Here is a 20703-nt window from a genome sequence, read left to right as displayed (position 1 = left end):
ATTGTGCAAAAAAATTGCGACACCTGGCTGCGCGCAGGTATGGGAAGCAATTTTTCTGCGTATTGCTTGATCCGTGCCACCTTCTGCGCACTCAGGAAGCCTTGTCGGCCTCGGAGGTGAACGCGTCCGCGTAGAACTCTTCCGCCGGCAGGCCGCGTTGCTCCACATAGGCATGGCGTGCCGAATCCACCACGATGGGCGCACCGCAGGCATAGACCTGATGGCCGGACAAGTTGGCAAAGTCGTCCAGCACGGCCTGGTGCACGAAGCCCGTGCGGCCGGTCCAGCCGTCTTCCGGCAGCGCGTCGGAGACCACGGGCACATAGCACAGCTGGGGCATGGCCTCGGCCTGCTCGCGCACCCAGGCGTCGAGGTAGAGGTCCTCGGGCCGGCGTCCTCCCCAGTACAGGGTGACGGAGCGGGTGATGCCCTTGTGGCGGATGTGCTCCAGCAGCGCCTTGATGGGGGCGAAGCCCGTTCCCGAAGCCAGGAAGATGAGGGGCTTGTCGCTGTCCTCGCGCAGGAAGAAGCTGCCGAACGGGCCCTCCACGCGCAGGATTTCCTTTTCCTTCATGGCGCCGAACACGTGGTCGGTGAACTTGCCGCCCGGCATGTGGCGGATGTGCAGCTCCAGCCCTGGTGCCGTGTCCTGCACATGGGGGGCCGTGGCCATGGAGTAGGCGCGGCGGGCGCCGTCGCGCAGGATGAATTCCACGTACTGGCCTGCGTGGTAGCGGAACTTGTCTGCAGCGGGCAGCTGCAGGCGCACCTGCATCACGTCGTGCGACTTCTTCTCCAGCGTGGCCACGCGCACGGGCATCTTCTTGATCGGGAAGGCGCTGGCATCGGTCACCTGGCGCGACTCCAGCACCACCGAGGTGCTGGGCGTGGCGCAGCAGGTCAGCACATAGCCGTCGGCCTCTTCCTGGGCGGTCAACGCTTTTTCCGAGTGGGCGCCATGGGTGACCTCGCCGAGCAGCTTCTTGCACTTGCAGGAGCCGCAGGCACCGTCCTTGCAGCCATAGGGCAGGCCCACGCCGCAGCGGATGGCGGCGGCCAGGATGGTCTCGCTGCCCTGCGTGGCGAAGGCGCGGCCGCTGGGCTGTACGGTGATTTCGTGGGAAGCGTTGGCTATCTCGGTCATGTTCTCGGTATCCTCGGGGGCGCTGGCGGCGCGTGGAGCGCGCCGGCGATCTTCTTTCCCGGACGGACATGCCGCTGCCGCGACCGGCGGCGCGCGGGTGGCCGCCCTCGCAACAGGCCAGGATTTTGCCCTCAAACCAAAACCCATTGGGCGCGCTGCCGGCGCGCTTTCGACGCGAACGCGTGCTCATCGTCGGCTGCGGCGACGTGGGGCTGCGCGTGGCTGGTGCATTGGCGGGCGCGCCCGTCGCCCGTTCGGGTGCCGCACGACGGGGCCCGCGCGTGCTGGCCCTGACGCGTGGCGCCGAGCGCCTGCAGGATCTGCGCGGGCGCGGCATCACGCCGCTGCTGGGCGATCTGGACGCGCCTGCCACGCTGCGCCGTCTGGCCGGCCTGGCCACGCGCGTCGTCCATTTGGCGCCGCCGCCCAATCCGCCTGCCGGCGAAGATGGCTGGTGGCTGGACCCGCGCACCACGGCTTTGCTGCGCGTGCTGCGCCTTCGCGGCCGGCCGGCCAGCCTGGTCTATGGCTCGACCTCCGGCGTCTATGGCAACTGCGAGGGCGCCTGGATCGACGAAAGCCGCCCGCCCGCACCGGCCACGGCGCGTGCCCAGCGCCGCGTGAACGCCGAGCGAGCCGTGCGCTTTGCCGGGCGCGGCGGCCTGCGCGCCAGCATTCTGCGCATCCCGGGCATCTATGCGCCGGACCGGGAAAACGGCACGCCGCGCGGGCGCCTGCTGCGAGGGACACCCCTGCTGTGCGCCGCAGAGGATGTCTATACCAACCACATCCATGCCGACGACCTGGCCCGCGCCTGCGTGCGGGCGCTGTGGCTTGGCCGGCCGCAGCGCATCTACCACGCCAGCGACGATACGCAGCTGCGCATGGGCGACTACTTCGACCTTGCGGCCGATCTCTATGGACTGCCGCGCCCCGCACGCATCACGCGCGAGCAGGCGCAGCGCGAGCTGCCGGCCAGCCTGCTGAGCTTCATGGGGGAGTCACGCCGCCTGCGCAACCAGCGCCTGAAGGAGGAGCTGGGCCTGAGATTGCGCTACCCGTCCGTGGAGCAGGGGCTGCGCGCCTGAATCAGCGCGGGTGGATGCCGCCGTTGGTGTCGTAGCAGCGGAACACGTTGCAGTGCGAGATGGGGGCCGAAGGCGGCAGCGGCTGCGGCGGCACGGGGCGTCCGACGATCCACGGCCGGTTGATGGCATTGGGCTGCAATGCGCGCGATTGCTGCAGCTGTTCATAGGCCTTGGGACCCAGGCAGGCCATCTCCATCTGCTGCTGGGCGGCCTGGCTGCGCGGGCCCCAGGTGGCAGGATCGGGATTGGCCTCGGCCAGGATGGTGTCCAGGCGGCGGCGCGCCTGCTGGCAGGCCGGGGAGTCGCCGCCGTCGCGCTGGGCCGAGTTCTCGCGCTCGCGCCGGCTGCGTGCCTCGCGTTCCTGCTGCTGGGCACGCGTGCGGCGCTCGGCCTCTTCGCGGGCCAGTTGCTGGTTCTTGCGCTCTATGGCGGCGGCGGACTGCGCGCGCTCGCGCTCCAGCTCTTCGGGGCTGGGGGCTTCCTGCACCTGCACGCGGTTTTCGCCGTCCTTGCAACTGCTGTTGGTGTAGGTGACGCGGCCGGTCTTGGCGTCCGTGCAGCGGATGACCTGGGCCGAGGCCGGGCCTGCGGTGAGCGCCAGCACCAGCGGTACAAACATCGGTACAAGCGCCGCCAGCGCCCAGCGCGCGGCCGCCGATGAACGGCGGCCGGTGTGGCCAAGGTCTTGGGTACGGTGCATGGCGGTTTCCTTTCCCATCACAAGCGGCACAGGGATGCGGTGTATTGCCGATTATGGGGCGGCGCCCAGGGGCTGGAAATGCCGCCCGTCAGCCGTTCAGCGCCAGTGGCGCGGATCCTGGGTGGGGTAGGGGTTGCCACCGCCCTGGCTTTCGCGCTGCATGCGCTCGATGGCGCGTTGCTGCTGCTCGCGGTCACGCTGCTGCTGCTCCCGGTCCCGTTGCTGGCGTTCGCGCTCGCGCTGCTGCTGGCCCTGGTCGCGTTCGCGCTCCCGCTGCTGGCGCTCGGCTTCGCGGCGCTGCTGCTCCTGCATGCGCTCGCGCAACTGGCGGTCGCGGTCCTGGGCCTGGCGGTCCCGGTCCCGGTCGCGCTCGCGCTCGCGCATTTCACGCTCGCGTTGTTGGCGGTCACGCCAGGCATCGCGGTTGCGTTCCTGCTGGATGCGCTCGCGCTCGTACTGCAGGCGCTCACGTTCGCGCTGCAGGCGCTGGCGCTCGTACCAGCCGTTGTCCGGATAGGCGGGCTGCGTGGGATACGAGGGGTAGACGACGCCGCCCGACGGATAGCTGGGATAGGACGGGTAGCTGGGATAGCTGGGGTAGCCGGAGCCCATGTCCGAATAGCCATCGGGCGGCACGGCGCAGGCGGTGACCAGCGCTGCAAGGCCAAGGCCGGCCAGCAGGCGCAGGGGGCGCAGGCCAGGCTGCGGGCGCTGCTGCGTGGGGGAGGCGTTGGTTCGGGTCATGGTGTGGTGTCCGGGCAAAGGCGTGTTTCCTGTCTGGATCTCTTCATATGACGTTTGACAGGCCTCAATGGTTGACCTGGATCGTCCTGGCGAGGCAACGACGGCGACAGCGGAGCTTCTATTTTGATAGCAATTGGTCCATGTGCTGTAGGTGCTTCCAGATGAAATCCGCAGGCACAGCGCGCAATGGCTGCGGTCGCCCCGATCGCCGCAATGGCATCTGCGCGGGACTAGAATGGCCGCTGTCTTTGGCGGCGCGCAGTCCGTGCGCCGCAAAGCAGCGTTCTCAGGGCGGGGTGAAATTCCCCACCGGCGGTATCTGGATCTGTCTTTCGGCATGTGTCCAGCAGCCCGCGAGCGCCCGGCTAGCCGCAAGGCCGGCCGGGGTCAGCAGATCTGGTGAGATGCCAGAGCCGACGGTCACAGTCCGGATGAAAGAGATCGCGCAGCACCTGCATGGCAGGCGCCATGCCCATGGTTGTCCCATGGGCTGTGCCGCGCCATGCGGCGCCATGGCGCGCGCCCTGATTCATTTGTCTCATCTCGAAAGAGCACCATGAATCAGACTCCTGTCTCCTTGAACTTCTCCGCACACGGCACGGCCTCGGGCACGCCGTGGAAGGCCGTCGCGGGCCGCAGCCGCGTGGCCGTGATCTGCGCGAGCTGGCATACCGATGTCGTGCACCAGGCGCGCGACTCCATGGCGGCCGAGCTGCAGGCCCAGGGAGTGGCCGCGCAGAACATCAGCCACTTCAACGTGCCCGGCGCCTTCGAGATCCCGCTGCTGGCCAAGAAGCTGGCCGACAGCGGCCGTTTCGACGCGGTCATCGCCTGCGCGCTGGTGGTCAACGGCGGCATCTATCGCCACGAGTTCGTGTCCTCGGCCGTGATCGACGGCCTGATGCGCGTGCAGCTCGATACCGAAGTGCCGGTGTTCTCGGCCGTGCTCACGCCGCGCGATTTCCACGAACATGGCGACCATGTGGAGTTCTTCCGTGCCCACTTCGTGAAGAAGGGCGTGGAAGTGGCGCATGCCTGCCTGGCGGCGCTGGACCAGCTGGCGCAGGTACAGGCACTGGGCCAGGCGCGCGCGGCGTGAGCCGGCCAGCCTCCCAGCACAGCTTTGGTTGGGGATGGATTCTCGTAAACACTGAGTTGGGGCCGAGTGTCGCGGTCCCGTCACGCGGCGTGACGCGCCATTGCCAAGCCGCGATGACGGGAATAACGTGACGGCCTGTTTCAACTGAGGAGTGCGCGATGAAGATGTCCCGGAAGTTGTGTATTGCGGCCGTCGTGGCCGGCATGGGTGGCGTGGCCATGGCCCAGGAGCAGGTGATCCGCATCGGCCACATCGGCCCCGTGTCCGGACCCCAGGCCAATTTCGGCAAGGACAACGAGAACGGCGTGCGCATGGCCATTGACGACCTCAATGCCAAGGGCATGGAGATCGCCGGCAAGAAGGTCAAGTTCCAGCTGGTGGCCGAAGACGATGTGGCCGATCCCAAGCAGGGTACGGCCGCTTCGCAGAAGCTGTGCGACGACAAGGTCGCCGGCGCCGTGGCCTTCCTCAACTCGGGCGTGGCCATCCCCTCGTCCAAGGTCTTCCAGGACTGCGGCATTCCCATGATCACGGGCGCGGCCACCAACCCCGACCTGACCAAGCCCGGATGGAACACCACCTACCGCGTGATTGCCAATGACAACGCGCTGGGCGCGGCGCTGGCCAAGTACGCGGCCGAAACGCTCAAGCTCAAGACCGTGGCCATCATCGATGACCGCACGGCCTACGGCCAGGGCCTGGCCAATGTGTTCAAGAAGGATGCGGAAAAGCTGGGCGTGAAGGTCGTGGCCTCGGAGTTCACGAACGACAAGGCCACGGACTTCATGGCCATCCTGACCTCGATCAAGGCCAAGAAGCCCGAAGGCATCTTCTACGGCGGCATGTATGGCCAGGCCGGCCCCATGCTGCGCCAGATGGCCCAGCTGGGCATGAACGATGCCAAGTACTTCGGCGGCGACGGCCTGTGCGTGCCCGAGCTGGCCAAGGTGGCCGCCGGCGCCAAGCCGCTGGACAACGTGATCTGCGCCGACGGCGGCGCCTCGCTGGCCAAGATGCCTGGCGGCACGGAATGGAAGAAGCGCTACGACGCCAAGTACCCCGGCCAGTTCCAGGTCTACAGCCCGTACTTCTACGACGCCACCATGATGCTGGCCGACGCCATGAAGCGCGCCAACTCCTGGGACCCCAAGGTCTACATCCCCTTCCTGCAGAAGGCCGACTACTCGGGCGTGACCTCCAAGATCGCTTTCGAGAAGAACGGCGAGATGAAGAACCCTTCGTACACGCTGAGCGTGTTCAAGAACGGCCAGAAGACGGCCCTCGACTGAGAGCCTGTCCTTCCTTCGTTTTCATGCCCGCCTTGTGCGGGCTTTTTTTATCGGCCCGGGACCTCGGCCGGGGCCTGCGCCGGCGCATCGACCACGCCGGGCAACTGCGCCAGATAGGCCTGCAGCGCGGCAATGGCCTGGCGCACCTTGGCGGGCTGGGCCTGGCGCTGCGGGGTGACGGCCCAGATGTCCAGGCCGCCGAAGTCCCAGTCGGGCAGCAGGCGCACCAGGCGTCCTTCGGCCACCGCGTCGGCAACGTCCATGCTGCCCAGCAGGGCCAGGCCCAGGCCGGCCTCGCACATCTGCTGGAGGGACAGTTGGTTGTTGCTGGCCACATGGGGCTGCACCTGCAGGCTGTAGGTCTCGCCCGTGGCCGGGTGGCATGCCTCGGCCCGCAGGGCCTGGCCCTGGCCTTCGCGCGCAAGGCCCAGCCAGCGCGCGCTGGCCAGCGGTGCCGGGTGGCGCCAGGCCGCGCCGCCGCCGTGCTCCTGTATCCATGCGGGCGAGGCGCACAGCCAGTTGCGCATGGCGCCCAGGCGCCGGGCTGCCCAGCCGGAGTCGGCCAGACGGCCAAAGCGCAGCGCCAGGTCGATGCGGCTTTGGATGAGGTCGATGGGAGCATCGTCCACATCCAGGTGCAGGCGCAGTGCCGGATGCCGGGCCAGCCAGCTGCCCAGGGCTGGCGCGATATGGCGCGCAAAGCCCACGGTGGCTGACAGGCGCAGTTCGCCGCCGGGCTCGTCGCGCGCGGCGGCCAGCTCGGCCCGCGCCTGGCTGGCGGCCTGTGCCATGGCGGCGCACTGCTGGTAGTAGCGCTCGCCCGTGTCGGTGAGGGCGATCTGCCGGGTGGAGCGGTGCAGCAGGGTGACGCCGCCGTCGCGCTCGAGCTGGCGCACCTGCTGGCTCACGGCCGAGGGGCTCATGCCCAGGGCGCGCGCGGCGGCGCTCATCGATCCGTGCTGCACCACGGCGGCGAAAACGGCCATGCGTTTGTAGTCGTCCATGGGCTGTATTGTGAAGTGGTGCTTCAAGCTGTTGGTGAAAACTGCTGTCTTCCGCAGTGATTGTGAACGGCGTAATCTCAATGCCATCGTGAACAGGCGCCCAGGCGCCGCAAAGGAATGAAGATGAAAGTGGCACTCATTGGCGCAACCGGCTTTGTGGGTTCGGCGGTATTGAAGGAGCTGCTGCAGCGCGGTCACGAGGTCGTGGCCCTGGTGCGCGACCCCGCCAGGCTGGCGGCCCAGCCGCATCTGCACGCCGTGCAGGCCGATGTGCTGGATGCCGCCGCCGTGCAGCGGGCCGTGGCAGGCGCGGACGCCGTGGTCAGCGCCTACAACGCGGGCTGGGGCAATCCCGACATCTATGAGGACTTCATGCGCGGCTCGCGCGCCATCGTGGCGGGCACGAAGGCGGCTGGCGTCAAGCGCTATCTGGTGGTGGGCGGTGCGGGCAGCCTCTACATCGCGCCCGGCAGGCAACTGGTGGACACGCCCGAGTTCCCGGCCGCCATCAAGCCCGGCGCCTCGGCTGCGCGCGATGCCCTCAACGATCTGCAAAAGGAGCAGGGCCTGGACTGGACGATGCTGAGCCCGCCGATTGCCCTGCACCTGGGTGACCATGGCGAGCGCACGGGCCAGTACCGCACGGGCAAGGATGAGCCGTTGATGCAGGCCGACGGCCAGCCCGGCACCATCTCCGCCGCCGATCTGGCCGTGGCCCTGGTCGATGCGCTGGACAAGGGCCTGCACCTGCGCGAGCGCTTTACCGTCGCTTACTGAGCACCGGGGGCTCCCGGCTGGTGCGCAGGCGGCCTCCATGGCATGCTGGTGCCTGTCACGAACAGGCAGGAGCGCCGCCATGATCGACCACACGGGAATCCTCGTATCGGACTTCGACCGCAGCCGGGAGTTTTATGCGCGGGCGCTGGCTCCCCTGGGCTACGAGATCCTGATGGAGCTGTCCGCCGAGCTCACCGGCCACGGCGACACGGCCGGCTTTGGCGAGCCGCCCAAGCCTGATTTCTGGATCACCGGCGGCGAGCCCAACCAGCCGCCCATCCATGTGGCCTTTCGCGTGGACAACCGCAACATGGTCGATGATTTCCACGCGGCCGCCCTGGCCGCAGGCGGGCGCTGCAATGGCGAGCCCGGCCTGCGACCGCACTACCACGACGACTATTACGCGGCCTTCGTGCTCGACCCCGACGGCCACAACATCGAGGCCGTCTGCCACCTGCCTCCGGCCTGAGTCCCCCTGGCGGCACTGGGGCCTGCGCGGCAGCTGACATCAGGCGGTCGCATGGCGCAGCACAATATTGCGCTGCAACAAAAAAGGCCCCACGTTCCCCATGCCCCCTTCCGTCTCCGCTGCGGCCGGCTCCGTTTCCGCGTCATCCACACCCACGGCCGCCCAGGCCTGGCTCAGCGTGATCGCGCTGGCGCTGGGCGCCTTCGTCTTCAATACCACCGAGTTCGTGCCCGTGGGCCTGCTCAGCAGCATTGGCGCGAGCTTTGGCATGCCCACCGAGCAGGTCGGGCTGATGCTGACCATCTATGCCTGGATCGTGGCCCTGGCCTCGCTGCCCTTCATGCTGCTCACGCGCAATGTGGAGCGGCGCAAGCTGCTGATGGGCGTGTTCGCGCTGTTCGTGGCCAGCCATGTGCTGTCGGGCGTGGCCTGGAGCTTTGCCTCGCTCATGGTCAGCCGCATCGGCATCGCGCTGTCGCATGCGGTGTTCTGGTCCATCACGGCCTCGCTGGCCGTGCGCGTGGCGCCGCCCGGCAGGAAGGCCGTGGCGCTGAGCCTGCTGGCCACCGGCACCTCCATGGCCATGGTGCTGGGCATTCCGCTGGGCCGCATCGTGGGCGAATGGCTGGGCTGGCGCACGACGTTCCTGGCCGTGGGCGGGGTGGCCGCCATCGTCATGGTGGCCCTGGCCCGGCTGCTGCCGCGCCTGCCCAGCGAGAACGCGGGCAACCTGGCCAGCGTGCCCATGCTGCTGCGCCGTCCGGCGCTGCTGTCCATCTACATCCTGCTGGTGGTCGTGATCACCGGGCAGTTCACGGCCTACAGCTATATCGAGCCCTTCGTGCAGGACATCGCGGGCTTCGAGGGCAAGGTGACCACGGCCGTGCTGCTGCTGTACGGCGGCATGGGCATCGTGGGCAGCGTGATGTTCAGCTGGTGGGGCCTGCGCCATCCGCGCGGCTTTCTGCTGGCCGCCATTGGCGTGCTGTCGGCCAGCCTGCTGATGCTGGTGCCGGCCTCGGGCCATGAGGCATCGCTCTACGTGATGAGCTCGGTCTGGGGTGTCGCCATGATCTGCTTCGCCCTGGCCATGCAGTCCCAGGTGCTCAAGCTGGCGGCCGACGCCACCGATGTGGGCATGTCCATGTTCTCGGGCATCTTCAACATCGGCATTGGCGGCGGTGCGCTGCTGGGCAGCCAGGTCAGCATGCACGCGGGCATGCAGAACATCGGCTGGATCGGCGGCGGCCTGGTGGCGCTGGGCCTGGCCTGGTGCATCTGGGCCTTCGTGCGCTGGTCGGCCGGCTTCCAGGCCGCGCACTGAAGCGGGTCAGTCGCCGGGTGCCCGCATGTCCTGGGCGTAGCGTTGCGGCGCCAGGCGTGACACCAGCACGCAGACCACGAGCACGGCGGCCATCTGTGCCAGCCAGCCGGCGCTGAATCCGCCCGTGAACTGGTGCAGCCGGGCGATCACATAGGGCGCCAGCGCCGCAATCAGAAAGCCGCCGCCCTGCATCAGCGCATTGAGCGCCCCGGCCTGCGTGGGGTGGGGAAGATGGTCCAGCGCCACCACCATCATCAGCGCGAAGCAGCCACCCAGGCCGATGCCGAGGATGACGATGTTGAGCAGCGGCGCCGCATCAGGCCACCAGGCCAGCGCGGCCAGGCCGATGATCTGGCACAGCAGCGTGAACCCCAGCCATGGCCGCCGGTCGGCATGGCGCGCGGCCAGCACGGGCAGTCCCAGCGCGGCGCCGGCCTGTGCCACCGACAGCAGGGCGACCAGGCCGCCGCTTTGCGCGGGGCTCCAGCCGTGCGTCTGGTAGAAGGGCGCAAGCCAGGCCACCATGGCCGCATAGCCGCCATTGATGAGGCCGAAGCAGGCCATCAGCAGCCAGGTGCGCGGGCGTTGGCGCAGCCAGCCGGTGTCTTGCGTGGCGTTGGCCCCTGCCATGGGCGCCGGAGCCGGCAACGCATGCAGCGCATGCCGCGCCAGCGCCAATGCCAGCAGGGCGGGCGCAGTCCACAGCGCCAGCGCAAGGCGCCAGTCCAGTCCCCATTGCACGGCCAGCGGCGAAATCTGGGCGCCCAGGGCGCCGCCGCCCATGAGCGCGGCCGAGTACAGCCCCATCATCTGCGCCATGCGTGCGGGCGACTGGCGCTTGATCAGGCCCGGCAGCACGCCTTGCACCAGGGCCACGCCAGCGCCGCACAGCGCGGCCGTGGCCAGCAGGGTGGCCGCACTGGAGCCCGCCACGCGCAGCGCGCAGCCCAGCGCAATCACCGCCAAGGACCCGACCACGGCGCGGCGCGGACCCAGGCGCTGAAGCGCGGCCGGGGCCAGCCAGGCGCCCAGGCCCATCAACGCCATGGGCAGCAGGGTCAGCCAGGACAGCGTGGACAGATCCATGCCGGTGGCGGACTGGATCTGCGGTCCCAGCGGGCCGATGGCCGTGAGAAACGGGCGCAGGTTCAGCGTGACCAGCACGACGGTGGCCAGCCACAGCGCCGTTGGAATGGCGTGTGCTGCAGCAGGCGCCTCGGTGCGTGTGGGCGCAATGGACGACATGGCTTCAGGCCCAGGGGGCGTTGCCATACAGCTGGGCCGCCGTGATGCCCGTGTCCAGCCGCCTCAGGGGCAGCGGTGGCGGCTGCAGCGGCATGCGCAGCCGCTGGTAGGCGCCTTCGCTGGACAGGCCGTAAGGCTGGGCGTCCGCGTTGTCGAAGGCGAAGAAAACCTGCTCGGCCCCGGCCATCACCAGCGCCGCCAGGCACATGGGGCAGGGGTGGCCGCTGGCGTAGATGGTGCAGCCAGCCAGGCTGGGGTTGGCCTGGGCGCGCGTGCCGGCGCGCAGCGCCTGCATTTCGGCATGGGCACTGGGGTCATGGCTTTGCACGATCTCGTTGACGCCCGTGGACAGGATCTGCCCCTCGCGCGCGAGCAGGGCGCCGAAGGGCCGGCCGCCCCGCAGGCGGTTGTCGTGCGCCAGCTGCACGGCATGGCGCAGCAGGCGGATGTGTTCTTGTTCTTGCATGGGGATGGCTGGGCAATCGGGAGCTGAGGCCGCAGTCTAGGACGGGGGCCATCAATTGGAAAATTAAATGATCAAATGCCAGGCAGTGACAAAGCCACTGAAATTCGCCCAAGCCCCATGCAGCCCTCTTCCATAGACCCCACCCTGCTGCGCAGCTTCTGCGCCGTGGCCGAAACCGGCAGCTTCACGCGCGCGGCGCAGGGCGTGCACCTGACCCAGTCCACGGTCAGCCAGCAGATCCGCAGGCTGGAGGAGCAAATGGGCTGCACGCTGCTGGACCGCAGCGGGCGCCATGTGGAATGCACGCTGGAAGGAGAGCGCCTGCTGGCCTATGCGCAACGCATCCTCGCGCTCATGGACGAGGCCGTGGAGCAGTTGGCTGGCGCCACCGAGGCCGTGCTGCGCATCGGCGTACCAGAGGACTTTGCCGGCAATGCCTTGATGCCCGCCTTGGGCGCGCTGGCGCGCAGCCAGCCGCAGTTGCGCCTGGAGCTGACCAGCGGGCTGTCGCAGGCGATATGGCAGCAGTTCCAGTCCGGCGAGCTGGACCTGGCCATCGTCAAGCAGCGCAGCGGCAGCACGCCCGGCATGGCGCGCTGGCCTGAACCGCTGGCCTGGATAGACAGTGCGCGGCATCCCTGCCACGGGATGGATCCCTTGCCTTTGGTGGTGTTTCCACAGGGCGGCCTGTACCGCAGCGAGATGACGCATGCGCTGGATGCCGCAGGCCGGCGCTGGCGCCTGGCCTATGAGAGCGCCAGCCTGGCCAGCCTGGAAGCCGCCGTGGAGCAGGGCCTGGGCATCAGCCTGCTGCCGCGCCGGCTGGTCGGGCCCGGCCACCGCCTGCTCGACGGCATGGCCGGCTTCGCCCCCGTGCCTGATGTGGAAGTGGCACTGCACGTGCGGGCCCAGTTGTCGGCGCCGGGCCGGCGTCTGGCCGGGCGCCTGTGTGGGGTGTGCGAGGCGTTGCTGTCGCCTGCCGCTGGCGAAGCCTGAAAAAATCCCCGCCGTGGAGGGGATGGTCGGCGGGTGACGCGCTGGCTCAATCCATCGTCAGGTTCTGCTTTTGCACCACTTCCTTGTAGACCGCCAGTTCGGCCTTGATCTCTTCAAAGAAATGCTCGGGCGTGTCGGCCACGATCAGCGAGCCGGTTTCCTCGATGCGCTTCTTGATGGCGGGGTCCTGCAGCACCTTGCGCGTGGCGGCATTGACCTTGTCCACGATTTCGCGCGGCAGGTTCTTGGGGCCGACGATGCCGTAGTAGGCCATGCGGTTGACGGGGGCCAGGCCCACTTCCTTGAAGGTGGGCACATCGGGCAGCGCTGCCAGGCGCTGAGGCGCGGCCACCACGATGGGCACCAGGCGCTTTTCCTTGACGAAGCCCAGTGCGGAGGGCAGGTTGTCGAAGATCAGCGGAACCTGGCCGGCCACGGCGTCGTTCAGCGCGGGGCCGCTGCCACGGTAGGGCACGTGGGTGATGTCGGTGCCCGTGGACAGCTTGAACATCTCCATCATCAGATGGGTGATGCTGCCGTTACCGGGCGAGGCGTAGGAGTACTTGCCGGGGTTCTTCTTCACCTCGGCCAGGAACTCCTGGTAGTTCTTGCCCGCGAACTTGGGGTGGGCCGCAATGATGTTGGGCGTGGCCGCGATGTTCACGATGGGCGTGAAGTCTGTCAGCACGTTGTACGGGATCTTGGGGTTGATCGCCGGGTTGGTGGCCGTGGTGGACACGGTGGCGATGCCCAGGCTGTAGCCGTCGGGCTGGGAGCGCGCCGTCTCGGCCGCGCCGATGCTGCCGCCGCCGCCGCCCTTGTTCTCGACCACCACGGGCTGGCCCAGGGCGCGGCCCAGCGGCTCGGCCACGATGCGCGCGATCAGGTCGGTGGTGCCGCCGGCCGCGAAGGGCACGAGCAGCTTGATGGGTTTGGCAGGGTAGCCCTGGGCATGGGCTGCGCCCGACAGCGTGAGGGCGCCGAGGATGCCGGCGAGCGCGATGCGAGTGGTGTGAGTCATGGTGTTGTCTCCTTGAATGGATGTTGTGAGCGTTTGTTGTGAGGCACCGACGGGTGGGAAGGCTGGGTTTTTTTAAGACATTCGTATGGCGGTGCTTGAGGAAAAAGATTTGGAGGAGGCGGTGTTGCCTGGCGCAGGCGATCAGACCACGCCGCGCGAGCGCAGCGCCTGGATGGCCATGGGCGCAATGCCCAGCTCGCCCAGCACTTCATCGGTGTGCTGGCCCAGGGAGGGCGGTGCGCTGCGCAGCACGGGCGGGGTGTCGCTCAGCCGCATGGGGCTGGCCACGCCGGCGATGCGCGAGATGCCGTCGCCGGCCTCGCGCGGCAGCTCGACGCGTATGCCGCGTGCGCGCACCTGCGGGTCGTCGAAGGCCTGGGCGATGGTGTTGATGGGGCCGCAGGGCACGGCCTTGTCTTCCAGCAGCGCAATCCATTCGGCCGTGCCGCGTGTCTTCATGAGGGGCACCATCCGCTCCAGCAGCGCCTGGCGATTGCGCACGCGCGCGGTGTTGGTGGCAAAGCGCTCGTCCTGCGCCCAGCCGGCTTCGCCGACGGCGGCGCAAAAGCGCGCGAACTGGCCGTCGTTGCCAATGGCCAGCAGCACGTTGCCGTTGGCCGTGGCGAAGTCCTGGTAGGGCGCCAGGCTGGGGTGGATGTTGCCGGCGCGGCCCGGCGATTCGCCCGTGGCCAGAAAGCCGGCGGCCTGGTTGGCCAGCACGGCCATGCCCACGTCGAGCAGGGCCATGTCGATGTGCTGGCCCCGGCCCGAGGCCTGGCGCGCATGCAGCGCGGCCAGGATGGCATTGCTGGCATACAGGCCCGTGAAGACATCGATCACGGCCACGCCCACCTTGAGCGGGCCGCCTCCGGGCGCCTCGTCGGCATGGCCGGTGATGCTCATCAGCCCGCACATGGCCTGCACCATGAGGTCGTAGCCCGCGCGCTCGGCATACGGGCCGGTCTGGCCGAAACCCGTGACCGAGCAATAGATCAGGCGCGGGTTGAGCGCCTTGAGGCTTTCGTAGTCCAGCCCGTACTGCGCCAGGCCACCGACCTTGAAGTTCTCCACCAGCACATCGGCCCCGGCCGCCATCTGGCGAATCAGCTGCTGCCCATCGGGGGTGGACATGTCGATGGTGACCGAGCGCTTGTTGCGGTTGCAGGCCGTGAAATAGCTGGCCTCCTGCGTGGCCTGCCCATCGTCGCGCGGCAGGAACGGAGGGCCCCAGTGGCGCGTGTCATCGCCGGCCACGGGCCGCTCGACCTTGATCACATCGGCACCCAGGTCGGCCAGCGTCTGCGTGCACCAGGGCCCGGCCAGCACGCGGGAAAGATCAAGCACCTTGATGCCAGCCAATGCGGCCGGCGCGGAGGATGTGGAGGACATGAGAGGGAAGAAATATGAGCGCGCCCGATGCCGCTGGTAGTTCAGCTCAGGGCTTGAGCTTCCATCACCCATAGCGTGTGACATGGGCGTGGAGCAGGCCAGGGACGCCGAGCAAGAGCCGCCTCGCGGCGAGGGCGTCGTCCCCCTCCGCGAAGCGAGAAGGGGGAAGGCGCGAAGCGCCTCAGGGGGTCAGTTGGCAAAAGCTGCGATGCCAGTCTGCGCCCGGCCCAGGATCAGCGCATGCACATCGTGCGTGCCTTCGTAGGTGTTGACCACTTCCAGGTTGACCAGGTGGCGGGCCACGCCGAACTCGTCGCTGATGCCGTTGCCGCCCATCATGTCGCGCGCCATGCGGGCAATGTCCAGCGACTTGCCGCAGTTGTTGCGCTTGATCAGCGAGGTGATCTCGATCACGTTCTGGTGCTCGTCCTTCATGCGGCCCACGCGCAGCGCGGCCTGCAGGCCCAGGGTGATCTCGGTCTGCATGTCGGCCAGCTTCTTCTGCACCAGCTGGTTGGCGGCCAGGGGGCGGCCGAACTGCTTGCGGTCCAGCGTGTACTGGCGCGCCGTGTGCCAGCAGAACTCGGCTGCGCCCAGGGCGCCCCAGGCAATGCCGAAGCGTGCGCTGTTCAGGCAGGTGAAGGGGCCCTTGAGGCCGCGCACCTCGGGGAAGGCGTTTTCCTCGGGGACGAAGACATCGTCCATCACGATCTCGCCCGTGATGGAGGCGCGCAGGCCCACCTTGCCGTGGATGGCCGGGGCCGACAGGCCCTTCATGCCCTTGTCCAGGATGAAGCCGCGGATCTCGCCCACATGGCCGTCCTCGGTCACTTCCTTGGCCCAGACCACGAACACGTCGGCCACGGGGCTGTTGGTGATCCACATCTTGTTGCCCTTGAGGCGGTAGCCGCCGTCCACCTTGTAGGCGCGGCTGGACATGCTGCCGGGGTCGGAGCCGTGGTCGGGTTCGGTCAGGCCGAAGCAGCCGATGAACTCGCCGCTGGCCAGCTTGGGCAGGTACCTGTTCTTCTGGTCTTCGGTGCCGAATTCATTGATGGGCACCATCACCAGCGAGCTTTGCACGCTGGCCATGGAGCGGTAGCCCGAGTCCACGCGCTCGATCTCGCGCGCCACCAGGCCGTAGCTGACATAGTTCAGGCCCGCGCCGCCGTACTGCGTGGGGATGGTGGGGCCCAGCAGGCCCAGCTCGCCCATCTCGCGGAAGATGCTCACGTCGGTCTTTTCATGGCGGAACATTTCCAGCACGCGGGGTGCCAGCTTCTCCTGGCAGTAGGCATGGGCCGCGTCGCGGATCATGCGCTCGTCTTCGCTCAGTTGCTGGTCGAGCTGGAAGGGGTCATCCCATTGGAAGCTGTTGCGGGCCATGGCGTGGTTTCTCCAAAAACAAAGAGGTCAAGGGCGGGTCGCTGCCATATGCCAAAGCCGGGCAGGCTGTGACCATGGAGCGTTGTTGCGACGCATCTTAGAAGCGGGCCTGCGCGTGGCGCAAACGATGTTTGTTCATCCATGAATGCGTAAAACGCATGTATGAATGGGTTGTTGCGGGTTATTCCCTATGATGTGAGGCTCTGAAGTGCATTGAATTCATGAGATATGCGTAGAGCCCTGCCATCCACCCAAGCCCTTGCCTGCTTCGAGTCGGCCGCCCGCCACATCAGCTACACGCGTGCGGCGCAGGAACTGTCGCTCACGCAAAGCGCGGTATCGCGCCAGATCATTGCGTTGGAAGAGTTCCTGGGCGTGCAGCTGTTCCGGCGCACGCGCCACGGCGTGCTGCTGACGGAGGCCGGCACGCAGTACGCCCAGCAGGTCTCGCGCTGGCTGCACGGCCTGGAACGCGACACGCTGGACATCATGGCCCACCAGGGCGAGGGAGGCCCGCTCAACCTGGCGGCCGTGCCCACCTTCGCCACGCGCTGGCTGCTGCCGCGCCTGCCGCAGCTGGCGCGCGAGCATCCCGAGGTCACCGTGCACATCGATGTGCAGACGCGGCCCTTCCTTTTCGCCGATACCGTGTTCGACGCCGCGCTCTATGCAGGCACGCCCGAGCAGGTGGCACGCTGGCCCGGTGTGCAGGCGCAATGGCTGATGGACGAAGAGGTGGTGCCCGTGTGCAGCCCGCAACTGCTGGCCACGGCCCAGGCACGCGAGCCGGGCCGCGCCTGGCTGCCTGTGGGGGCGGACATCGTGGCCCGGATGCCGCTGCTGCAGCAAAGCACGCGGCCCTACGGCTGGCAGCAGTGGTTCGATGCCATGGGCGTGGCCGCGCCGCGCGCGCTGGATGGCATGCGGCTGGAGCTGTTCTCCATGCTGGCCGTGGCCGCCAGCCAGGGCCTGGGCGTGGCGCTGATGCCGCCCATGCTGATCGAGCAGGAGCTGGCGCGCGGCGACCTCATCATTGCCTGCCCCCAGCCGCTGCGCGGCAACCGCGCCTACTACCTGGTCACCCCGGCCCTGGCGCCCGATGCCCAGCCCGCGCCCGCCCTGCGCGTGTTCTCTTCATGGCTGCAGCAGCGCGCCAGGGAGCACCGGCCTGCCTGAAAATTAAGCAGGCCTTGGATTGTTCAACGATGACAGTCACTTAACTGACTTATCCTTGCTGCTGGCGGCGCTTGTCCACAGGCTTGTGGGGGTGTCTCTGGGGAAAACCCGTAATCGCGCTCAGAACCAGGGCAGCACGGCCAGGCACAGCGGCATGACCACGGCCGTGGCCACGCCGTTCAGGCCCATGGCCAGGGCAGAGAAGGCGCCCATGGTCGGATTCACCTGCAGCGCGCGTGCCGTGCCGATGGCGTGGGCCGTAAGTCCCAGGGCAAAACCCTGCACGGCCGGGTCATCGCTGCGCACCAGGCGGATCAGCAGCGGCGCCATCATCGTGCCCGCAATGCCGGTGATGGCCACGGCCACGGCCGCCAGCGAGGCCGGACCGCCAAAGCGCTCGGCCATGGGCAGGGCGATGGGAATGGTGGCCGACTTGGGCGCCAGCGCCACCAGCGTCTGCACCGTGGCGCCCAGGCTCCAGCCGATCAGCAGTGCCGACAGCAACGCCACCACGCAGCCCACGGCCAGCGCCACGCTGATGGGCAGCCACAGCGCGCGGATGCGCTCGCGCTGGGCGTACAGCGGAATTGCCAGCGCGACGGTGGCCGGGCCGATCAGCAGTCCCAGCAGCGAGACGCCGCTGCGGTAGCTGGCATAGGAGGTGCCCGTGGCCAGCAGCACGCCCACGATGACGACCACGGCCGTGAAGACGGGAATCAGGAGCGGATGGTTGCCGCTTCTGCGGTACAGCGCCATGGCCGCCAGGTAGACGGCCATGGTCAGCACCAGCCAGGGCAGGTGGGCGGTGGAGGCATTGCCGGACAGCGACTGCCAGGCGCTGTGCCAGTGGGTGGTGAGCGCGTTCATGCCTTGTCTCCCTGGCTGGCGGCCGCCTCTCGGGCGCGCTGGCGCTCCAGGCACCAGCGGAAGGTGAAGGCCGTGGCCAGGAAGGTAATGGCTGCACCCGCCACGCAGGCGATCACGAAGGGCTGCCATTCGCGCGACAGCCGGTCGAACTCCAGCATCACGCCTGCAATGACGGGAATGAACAGCAGCATCATGTTCTGCAGCAGCACGCCGGCGGCCTTCTCCAGCGACTCGGGCAGGCGGCCGTGCAGCAGCAGCGCCGCCAGCAGCAGCAGCGTGCCCACGAGCGCTCCCGGAAGCGGCAGCCCCGTGAGCTGGACGATGGCCTCTCCCAGCAACTGGAAGGCGAACAAGGCGGTGATGGCGTACAACATGAAAACCTGAATCCCTGGAGCAGATGGCAAGAGCGGACAGCAGAGGGCGGCGGCAAGAGAGCGGGCTGCCCGTTTCCCGGACAGGGCAGTGCCCTGGCACCTGTGGGACGCCGCCGCAAAGCGTGCCATCATCGCCCACATCGCGAAAAAAGGTGCGGACACCGATTGCGCGGCGTCCCGGCCAACGCTATGTTGGGACCCATGCCTTGGGCAGTGCCGGGGCATGAGACTTTGAATAGCGAAGGAGTAGCGATGGCCGAAACCACATATCACGCACCCGTGTACGAGCCGACGGTGGATGAACTCGAAGTGCTCAAGAAGCTGGAAATGGGCGAGCCCGTGTCGCTGGAAAGCGCGGCGCGCGAGCATATGTCCAAGAGGCTGCGCGAGCGTGGACTGGTCGAAGTGGACAGCAGCCATCAATGGCACATCACGGCGGCGGGCCGCGCCCAGATCCGCCGCTCCGATGCCTGAGGCGCGGCGCGGCAGGTGACCCCGGTTTCAAGGGTTTTCCCTTGGATTCAGGGGCTGCCTGATTTGCAGGCAGCCTAGCTTGCGGCCAGTGAATGCAAGCACTTGGACGCCTCGTTCACTTGCTGTTCACTGAATATCCACAGGGTTGTTCAAGGGTTCTGTGGAGAAATAAAGCCACCCCAGGGTGGCTTTTTTCATGGGCATCACCAGGCTTTTGCAGCGGGCGCACCGGGCTGGTGCCCGCGCCGGAAATTGGCTGCATGGCGATGGTGCAGATACCGATTTTCAGAGGGAAGGTGCCGGATTTCGCGCACTGGGCAAGGCTAGGGGGCAGGCCGCGGTGGGGGCGATTCGAGGCGGGCTGGACATGCGCCTGATTGCAGTCCGTTTCCGCCTTGGAGGTGGCTTGATGCCAAAGTTGTACACAGGTTGGGTGGTGTGCGGGTGAAAGCGCGCAGGGGCTATCCCGCCCAAGGCATGAGGACGCAGGATCTGGTCAGGCTGGAGGCCTTGAATTGCAGTGCAGCCGCTGAAAAGGGCTGGTGCAGGAAGGAGGGGTGTGCGGACACTGTGAAGACAGCGGCCGGAAAAGAAATAGCCGAAAAAGCAGCGGACTGCTTTTTCGGCTACGTAATCTCTGGTGCCCGGGGCCGGAATCGAACCGGCACGCCTTGCGGCGGGGGATTTTGAGTCCCCTGCGTCTACCAATTTCACCACCCGGGCTACTTAGCGCAGGGGCGAATTATGGCACAGTGTGAGGCTATGAAAATTTATCCGACCATCGAAGACGCCATCGGCCGCACGCCCCTGGTGGCATTGCAGCGCATCGGTGCGCAGTCTCGCCAGGAACGTGGCAACGTGGTGCTGGGCAAGCTGGAAGGCAACAATCCGGCCGGTTCGGTCAAGGACAGGCCGGCCCTGTCGATGATCCGCCGCGCCGAAGAGCGCGGCGACATCAAGCCCGGCGACACGCTGATCGAGGCCACCTCGGGCAATACCGGCATTGCGCTGGCCATGGCCGCCACGATCAAGGGCTACCGGATGGTGCTGATCATGCCCGAGGACCTGTCCATCGAGCGTGCCCAGACGATGAAGGCCTATGGCGCCGAGCTGATCCTCACGCCCAAGAGCGGCGGCATGGAATATGCGCGCGACCTGGCCGACCAGATGGTGGCCCAGGGCAAGGGCGTGGTGCTCGACCAGTTCGGCAACCCCGACAATCCGCGCATCCACTACGAGACCACGGGCCCCGAGCTGTGGGAGCAGACCGGCGGCGAGATCACGCATTTCGTGAGCGCCATGGGCACCACGGGCACGATCACCGGCGTGGCGAAGTTCCTCAAGGAAAAGAACCCTGCCATCCGCATCGTGGGCGCCCAGCCGGCCGAAGGCTCGCGCATCCCTGGCATCCGCAAGTGGCCCGAGGAATACATGCCCAAGATCTACGACGCCTCGCTGATCGACGAGACCGTGCTCGTGGGCCAGGACGATGCCGAGGACATGGCGCGCCGCCTGGCGCGCGAGGAAGGCATCTTTGCCGGCATCTCGGCTGCCGGCGCCTGCTGGGTGGCCCAGCAGATTGCCGAGCGCGAGAACAACGCCACCATCGTCTTCGTGGTCTGCGACCGCGGCGACCGCTATCTGTCCACGGGCGTCTTCCCCGCCTGATAC

The 20703-nt window shown here is 67.8% G+C and carries 21 protein-coding genes, 1 tRNA gene and 1 riboswitch; of the genes, 10 read left to right on the top strand and 12 right to left on the bottom strand.

What is annotated here, in order from left to right:
• Positions 1–91 precede the first annotated feature (91 nt).
• Positions 92–1144 (bottom strand): CDP-6-deoxy-delta-3,4-glucoseen reductase, encoded by a 1053-nt coding sequence (locus tag G4D77_RS08035; RefSeq protein WP_016448973.1) that lies wholly within the window; start codon positions 1142–1144, stop codon positions 92–94.
• Between the two features lie 68 nt (positions 1145–1212).
• Between G4D77_RS08035 and G4D77_RS08030 the strand changes: the two genes are divergently transcribed.
• Positions 1213–2232, top strand: coding sequence for an SDR family oxidoreductase (locus tag G4D77_RS08030; RefSeq protein WP_193726160.1), 1020 nt, complete (start codon positions 1213–1215; stop codon positions 2230–2232).
• A gap of 1 nt (position 2233) precedes the next feature.
• On the opposite strand, the gene G4D77_RS08025 is transcribed toward G4D77_RS08030, so the two are convergent.
• Entirely contained in the window at positions 2234–2932 is a 699-nt protein-coding gene (locus G4D77_RS08025) for a DUF4124 domain-containing protein (RefSeq protein ID WP_223275177.1), read from the bottom strand.
• 96 nt (positions 2933–3028) lie between these two features.
• Entirely contained in the window at positions 3029–3676 is a 648-nt protein-coding gene (locus G4D77_RS08020; RefSeq protein ID WP_154835087.1) for a hypothetical protein, read from the bottom strand.
• Between the two features lie 278 nt (positions 3677–3954).
• A riboswitch (FMN riboswitch) is annotated at positions 3955–4123 on the top strand.
• 109 nt (positions 4124–4232) lie between these two features.
• Here G4D77_RS08020 and G4D77_RS08015 point away from each other — a divergent pair.
• Both G4D77_RS08015 and G4D77_RS08010 read left to right on the top strand, forming a co-directional pair.
• Complete coding sequence (locus G4D77_RS08015; RefSeq protein WP_016448969.1) at positions 4233–4775, top strand: 6,7-dimethyl-8-ribityllumazine synthase; 543 nt, start codon at positions 4233–4235, stop codon at positions 4773–4775.
• 158 nt (positions 4776–4933) lie between these two features.
• A complete protein-coding gene (locus tag G4D77_RS08010) occupies positions 4934–6064 on the top strand; it encodes a branched-chain amino acid ABC transporter substrate-binding protein (RefSeq protein ID WP_016448968.1) in 1131 nt (376 codons plus the stop codon).
• 47 nt (positions 6065–6111) lie between these two features.
• Here the strand turns inward: G4D77_RS08010 and G4D77_RS08005 are convergent, their stop codons facing one another.
• On the bottom strand, positions 6112–7068 hold the full coding sequence (locus G4D77_RS08005; protein WP_047325862.1) for a LysR family transcriptional regulator: 957 nt from the start codon (positions 7066–7068) through the stop codon (positions 6112–6114).
• Positions 7069–7191: 123 nt separating this feature from the next.
• On the opposite strand from G4D77_RS08005, the gene G4D77_RS08000 reads away from it, so the two are divergent.
• The 3 genes from G4D77_RS08000 (at position 7192) to G4D77_RS07990 (ending at position 9638) form a co-directional block, all read left to right on the top strand.
• Positions 7192–7845, top strand: a complete 654-nt coding sequence (locus G4D77_RS08000) for an NAD(P)-dependent oxidoreductase (protein ID WP_016448966.1) — start codon at positions 7192–7194, stop codon at positions 7843–7845.
• 79 nt (positions 7846–7924) lie between these two features.
• Positions 7925–8314 (top strand): VOC family protein, encoded by a 390-nt coding sequence (locus G4D77_RS07995; protein ID WP_016448965.1) that lies wholly within the window; start codon positions 7925–7927, stop codon positions 8312–8314.
• Positions 8315–8414: 100 nt separating this feature from the next.
• Complete coding sequence (locus tag G4D77_RS07990) at positions 8415–9638, top strand: sugar transporter (protein ID WP_012204124.1); 1224 nt, start codon at positions 8415–8417, stop codon at positions 9636–9638.
• A 6-nt stretch (positions 9639–9644) separates the two neighbouring features.
• Here the strand turns inward: G4D77_RS07990 and G4D77_RS07985 are convergent, their stop codons facing one another.
• Positions 9645–10883 (bottom strand): cyanate transporter, encoded by a 1239-nt coding sequence (locus tag G4D77_RS07985; protein WP_154836408.1) that lies wholly within the window; start codon positions 10881–10883, stop codon positions 9645–9647.
• Between the two features lie 4 nt (positions 10884–10887).
• Positions 10888–11349, bottom strand: a complete 462-nt coding sequence (locus G4D77_RS07980; protein ID WP_154835085.1) for a nucleoside deaminase — start codon at positions 11347–11349, stop codon at positions 10888–10890.
• Between the two features lie 117 nt (positions 11350–11466).
• Here G4D77_RS07980 and G4D77_RS07975 point away from each other — a divergent pair, with 117 nt between their 5' ends.
• Positions 11467–12345 carry a LysR family transcriptional regulator gene (locus tag G4D77_RS07975; RefSeq protein WP_154835083.1) on the top strand — a complete coding sequence of 293 codons (879 nt, stop codon included), beginning with the start codon at positions 11467–11469 and terminating at the stop codon, positions 12343–12345.
• A 46-nt stretch (positions 12346–12391) separates the two neighbouring features.
• On the opposite strand, the gene G4D77_RS07970 is transcribed toward G4D77_RS07975, so the two are convergent.
• The 3 genes from G4D77_RS07970 to G4D77_RS07960 form a co-directional block, all read right to left on the bottom strand.
• Complete coding sequence (locus G4D77_RS07970; RefSeq protein WP_047325859.1) at positions 12392–13366, bottom strand: tripartite tricarboxylate transporter substrate binding protein BugE; 975 nt, start codon at positions 13364–13366, stop codon at positions 12392–12394.
• A gap of 141 nt (positions 13367–13507) precedes the next feature.
• Positions 13508–14755 (bottom strand): CaiB/BaiF CoA transferase family protein, encoded by a 1248-nt coding sequence (locus G4D77_RS07965; RefSeq protein ID WP_013803646.1) that lies wholly within the window; start codon positions 14753–14755, stop codon positions 13508–13510.
• 189 nt (positions 14756–14944) lie between these two features.
• Complete coding sequence (locus tag G4D77_RS07960; RefSeq protein ID WP_016448959.1) at positions 14945–16141, bottom strand: acyl-CoA dehydrogenase; 1197 nt, start codon at positions 16139–16141, stop codon at positions 14945–14947.
• Between the two features lie 228 nt (positions 16142–16369).
• Between G4D77_RS07960 and G4D77_RS07955 the strand changes: the two genes are divergently transcribed.
• Positions 16370–17317, top strand: coding sequence for a LysR substrate-binding domain-containing protein (locus G4D77_RS07955; RefSeq protein ID WP_012204131.1), 948 nt, complete (start codon positions 16370–16372; stop codon positions 17315–17317).
• 120 nt (positions 17318–17437) lie between these two features.
• On the opposite strand, the gene G4D77_RS07950 is transcribed toward G4D77_RS07955, so the two are convergent.
• The gene (locus tag G4D77_RS07950) at positions 17438–18184 is read right to left on the bottom strand and encodes an LrgB family protein (protein WP_016448958.1); all 747 of its coding nucleotides are present in this window, start codon (positions 18182–18184) and stop codon (positions 17438–17440) included.
• Positions 18181–18558 (bottom strand): CidA/LrgA family protein, encoded by a 378-nt coding sequence (locus G4D77_RS07945; protein WP_016448957.1) that lies wholly within the window; start codon positions 18556–18558, stop codon positions 18181–18183. The genes G4D77_RS07950 and G4D77_RS07945 overlap by 4 nt, the downstream gene beginning before the upstream one ends.
• Positions 18559–18810: 252 nt before the next feature.
• Between G4D77_RS07945 and G4D77_RS07940 the strand changes: the two genes are divergently transcribed.
• On the top strand, positions 18811–19032 hold the full coding sequence (locus tag G4D77_RS07940; RefSeq protein ID WP_154835081.1) for a hypothetical protein: 222 nt from the start codon (positions 18811–18813) through the stop codon (positions 19030–19032).
• Between the two features lie 638 nt (positions 19033–19670).
• On the opposite strand, the gene G4D77_RS07935 is transcribed toward G4D77_RS07940, so the two are convergent.
• A tRNA-Leu gene (locus G4D77_RS07935) sits at positions 19671–19755 on the bottom strand.
• 39 nt (positions 19756–19794) lie between these two features.
• Here G4D77_RS07935 and cysM point away from each other — a divergent pair.
• Positions 19795–20700, top strand: a complete 906-nt coding sequence (gene cysM / locus G4D77_RS07930) for a cysteine synthase CysM (protein WP_017407070.1) — start codon at positions 19795–19797, stop codon at positions 20698–20700.
• Positions 20701–20703 lie beyond the last annotated feature (3 nt).

Source organism: Delftia sp. WY8, assembly GCF_018437695.1.
Classification (GTDB): Bacteria; Pseudomonadota; Gammaproteobacteria; order Burkholderiales; family Burkholderiaceae_C; genus Comamonas; species Comamonas tsuruhatensis.
This window is presented reverse-complemented; position numbering and strand designations above follow the sequence as displayed.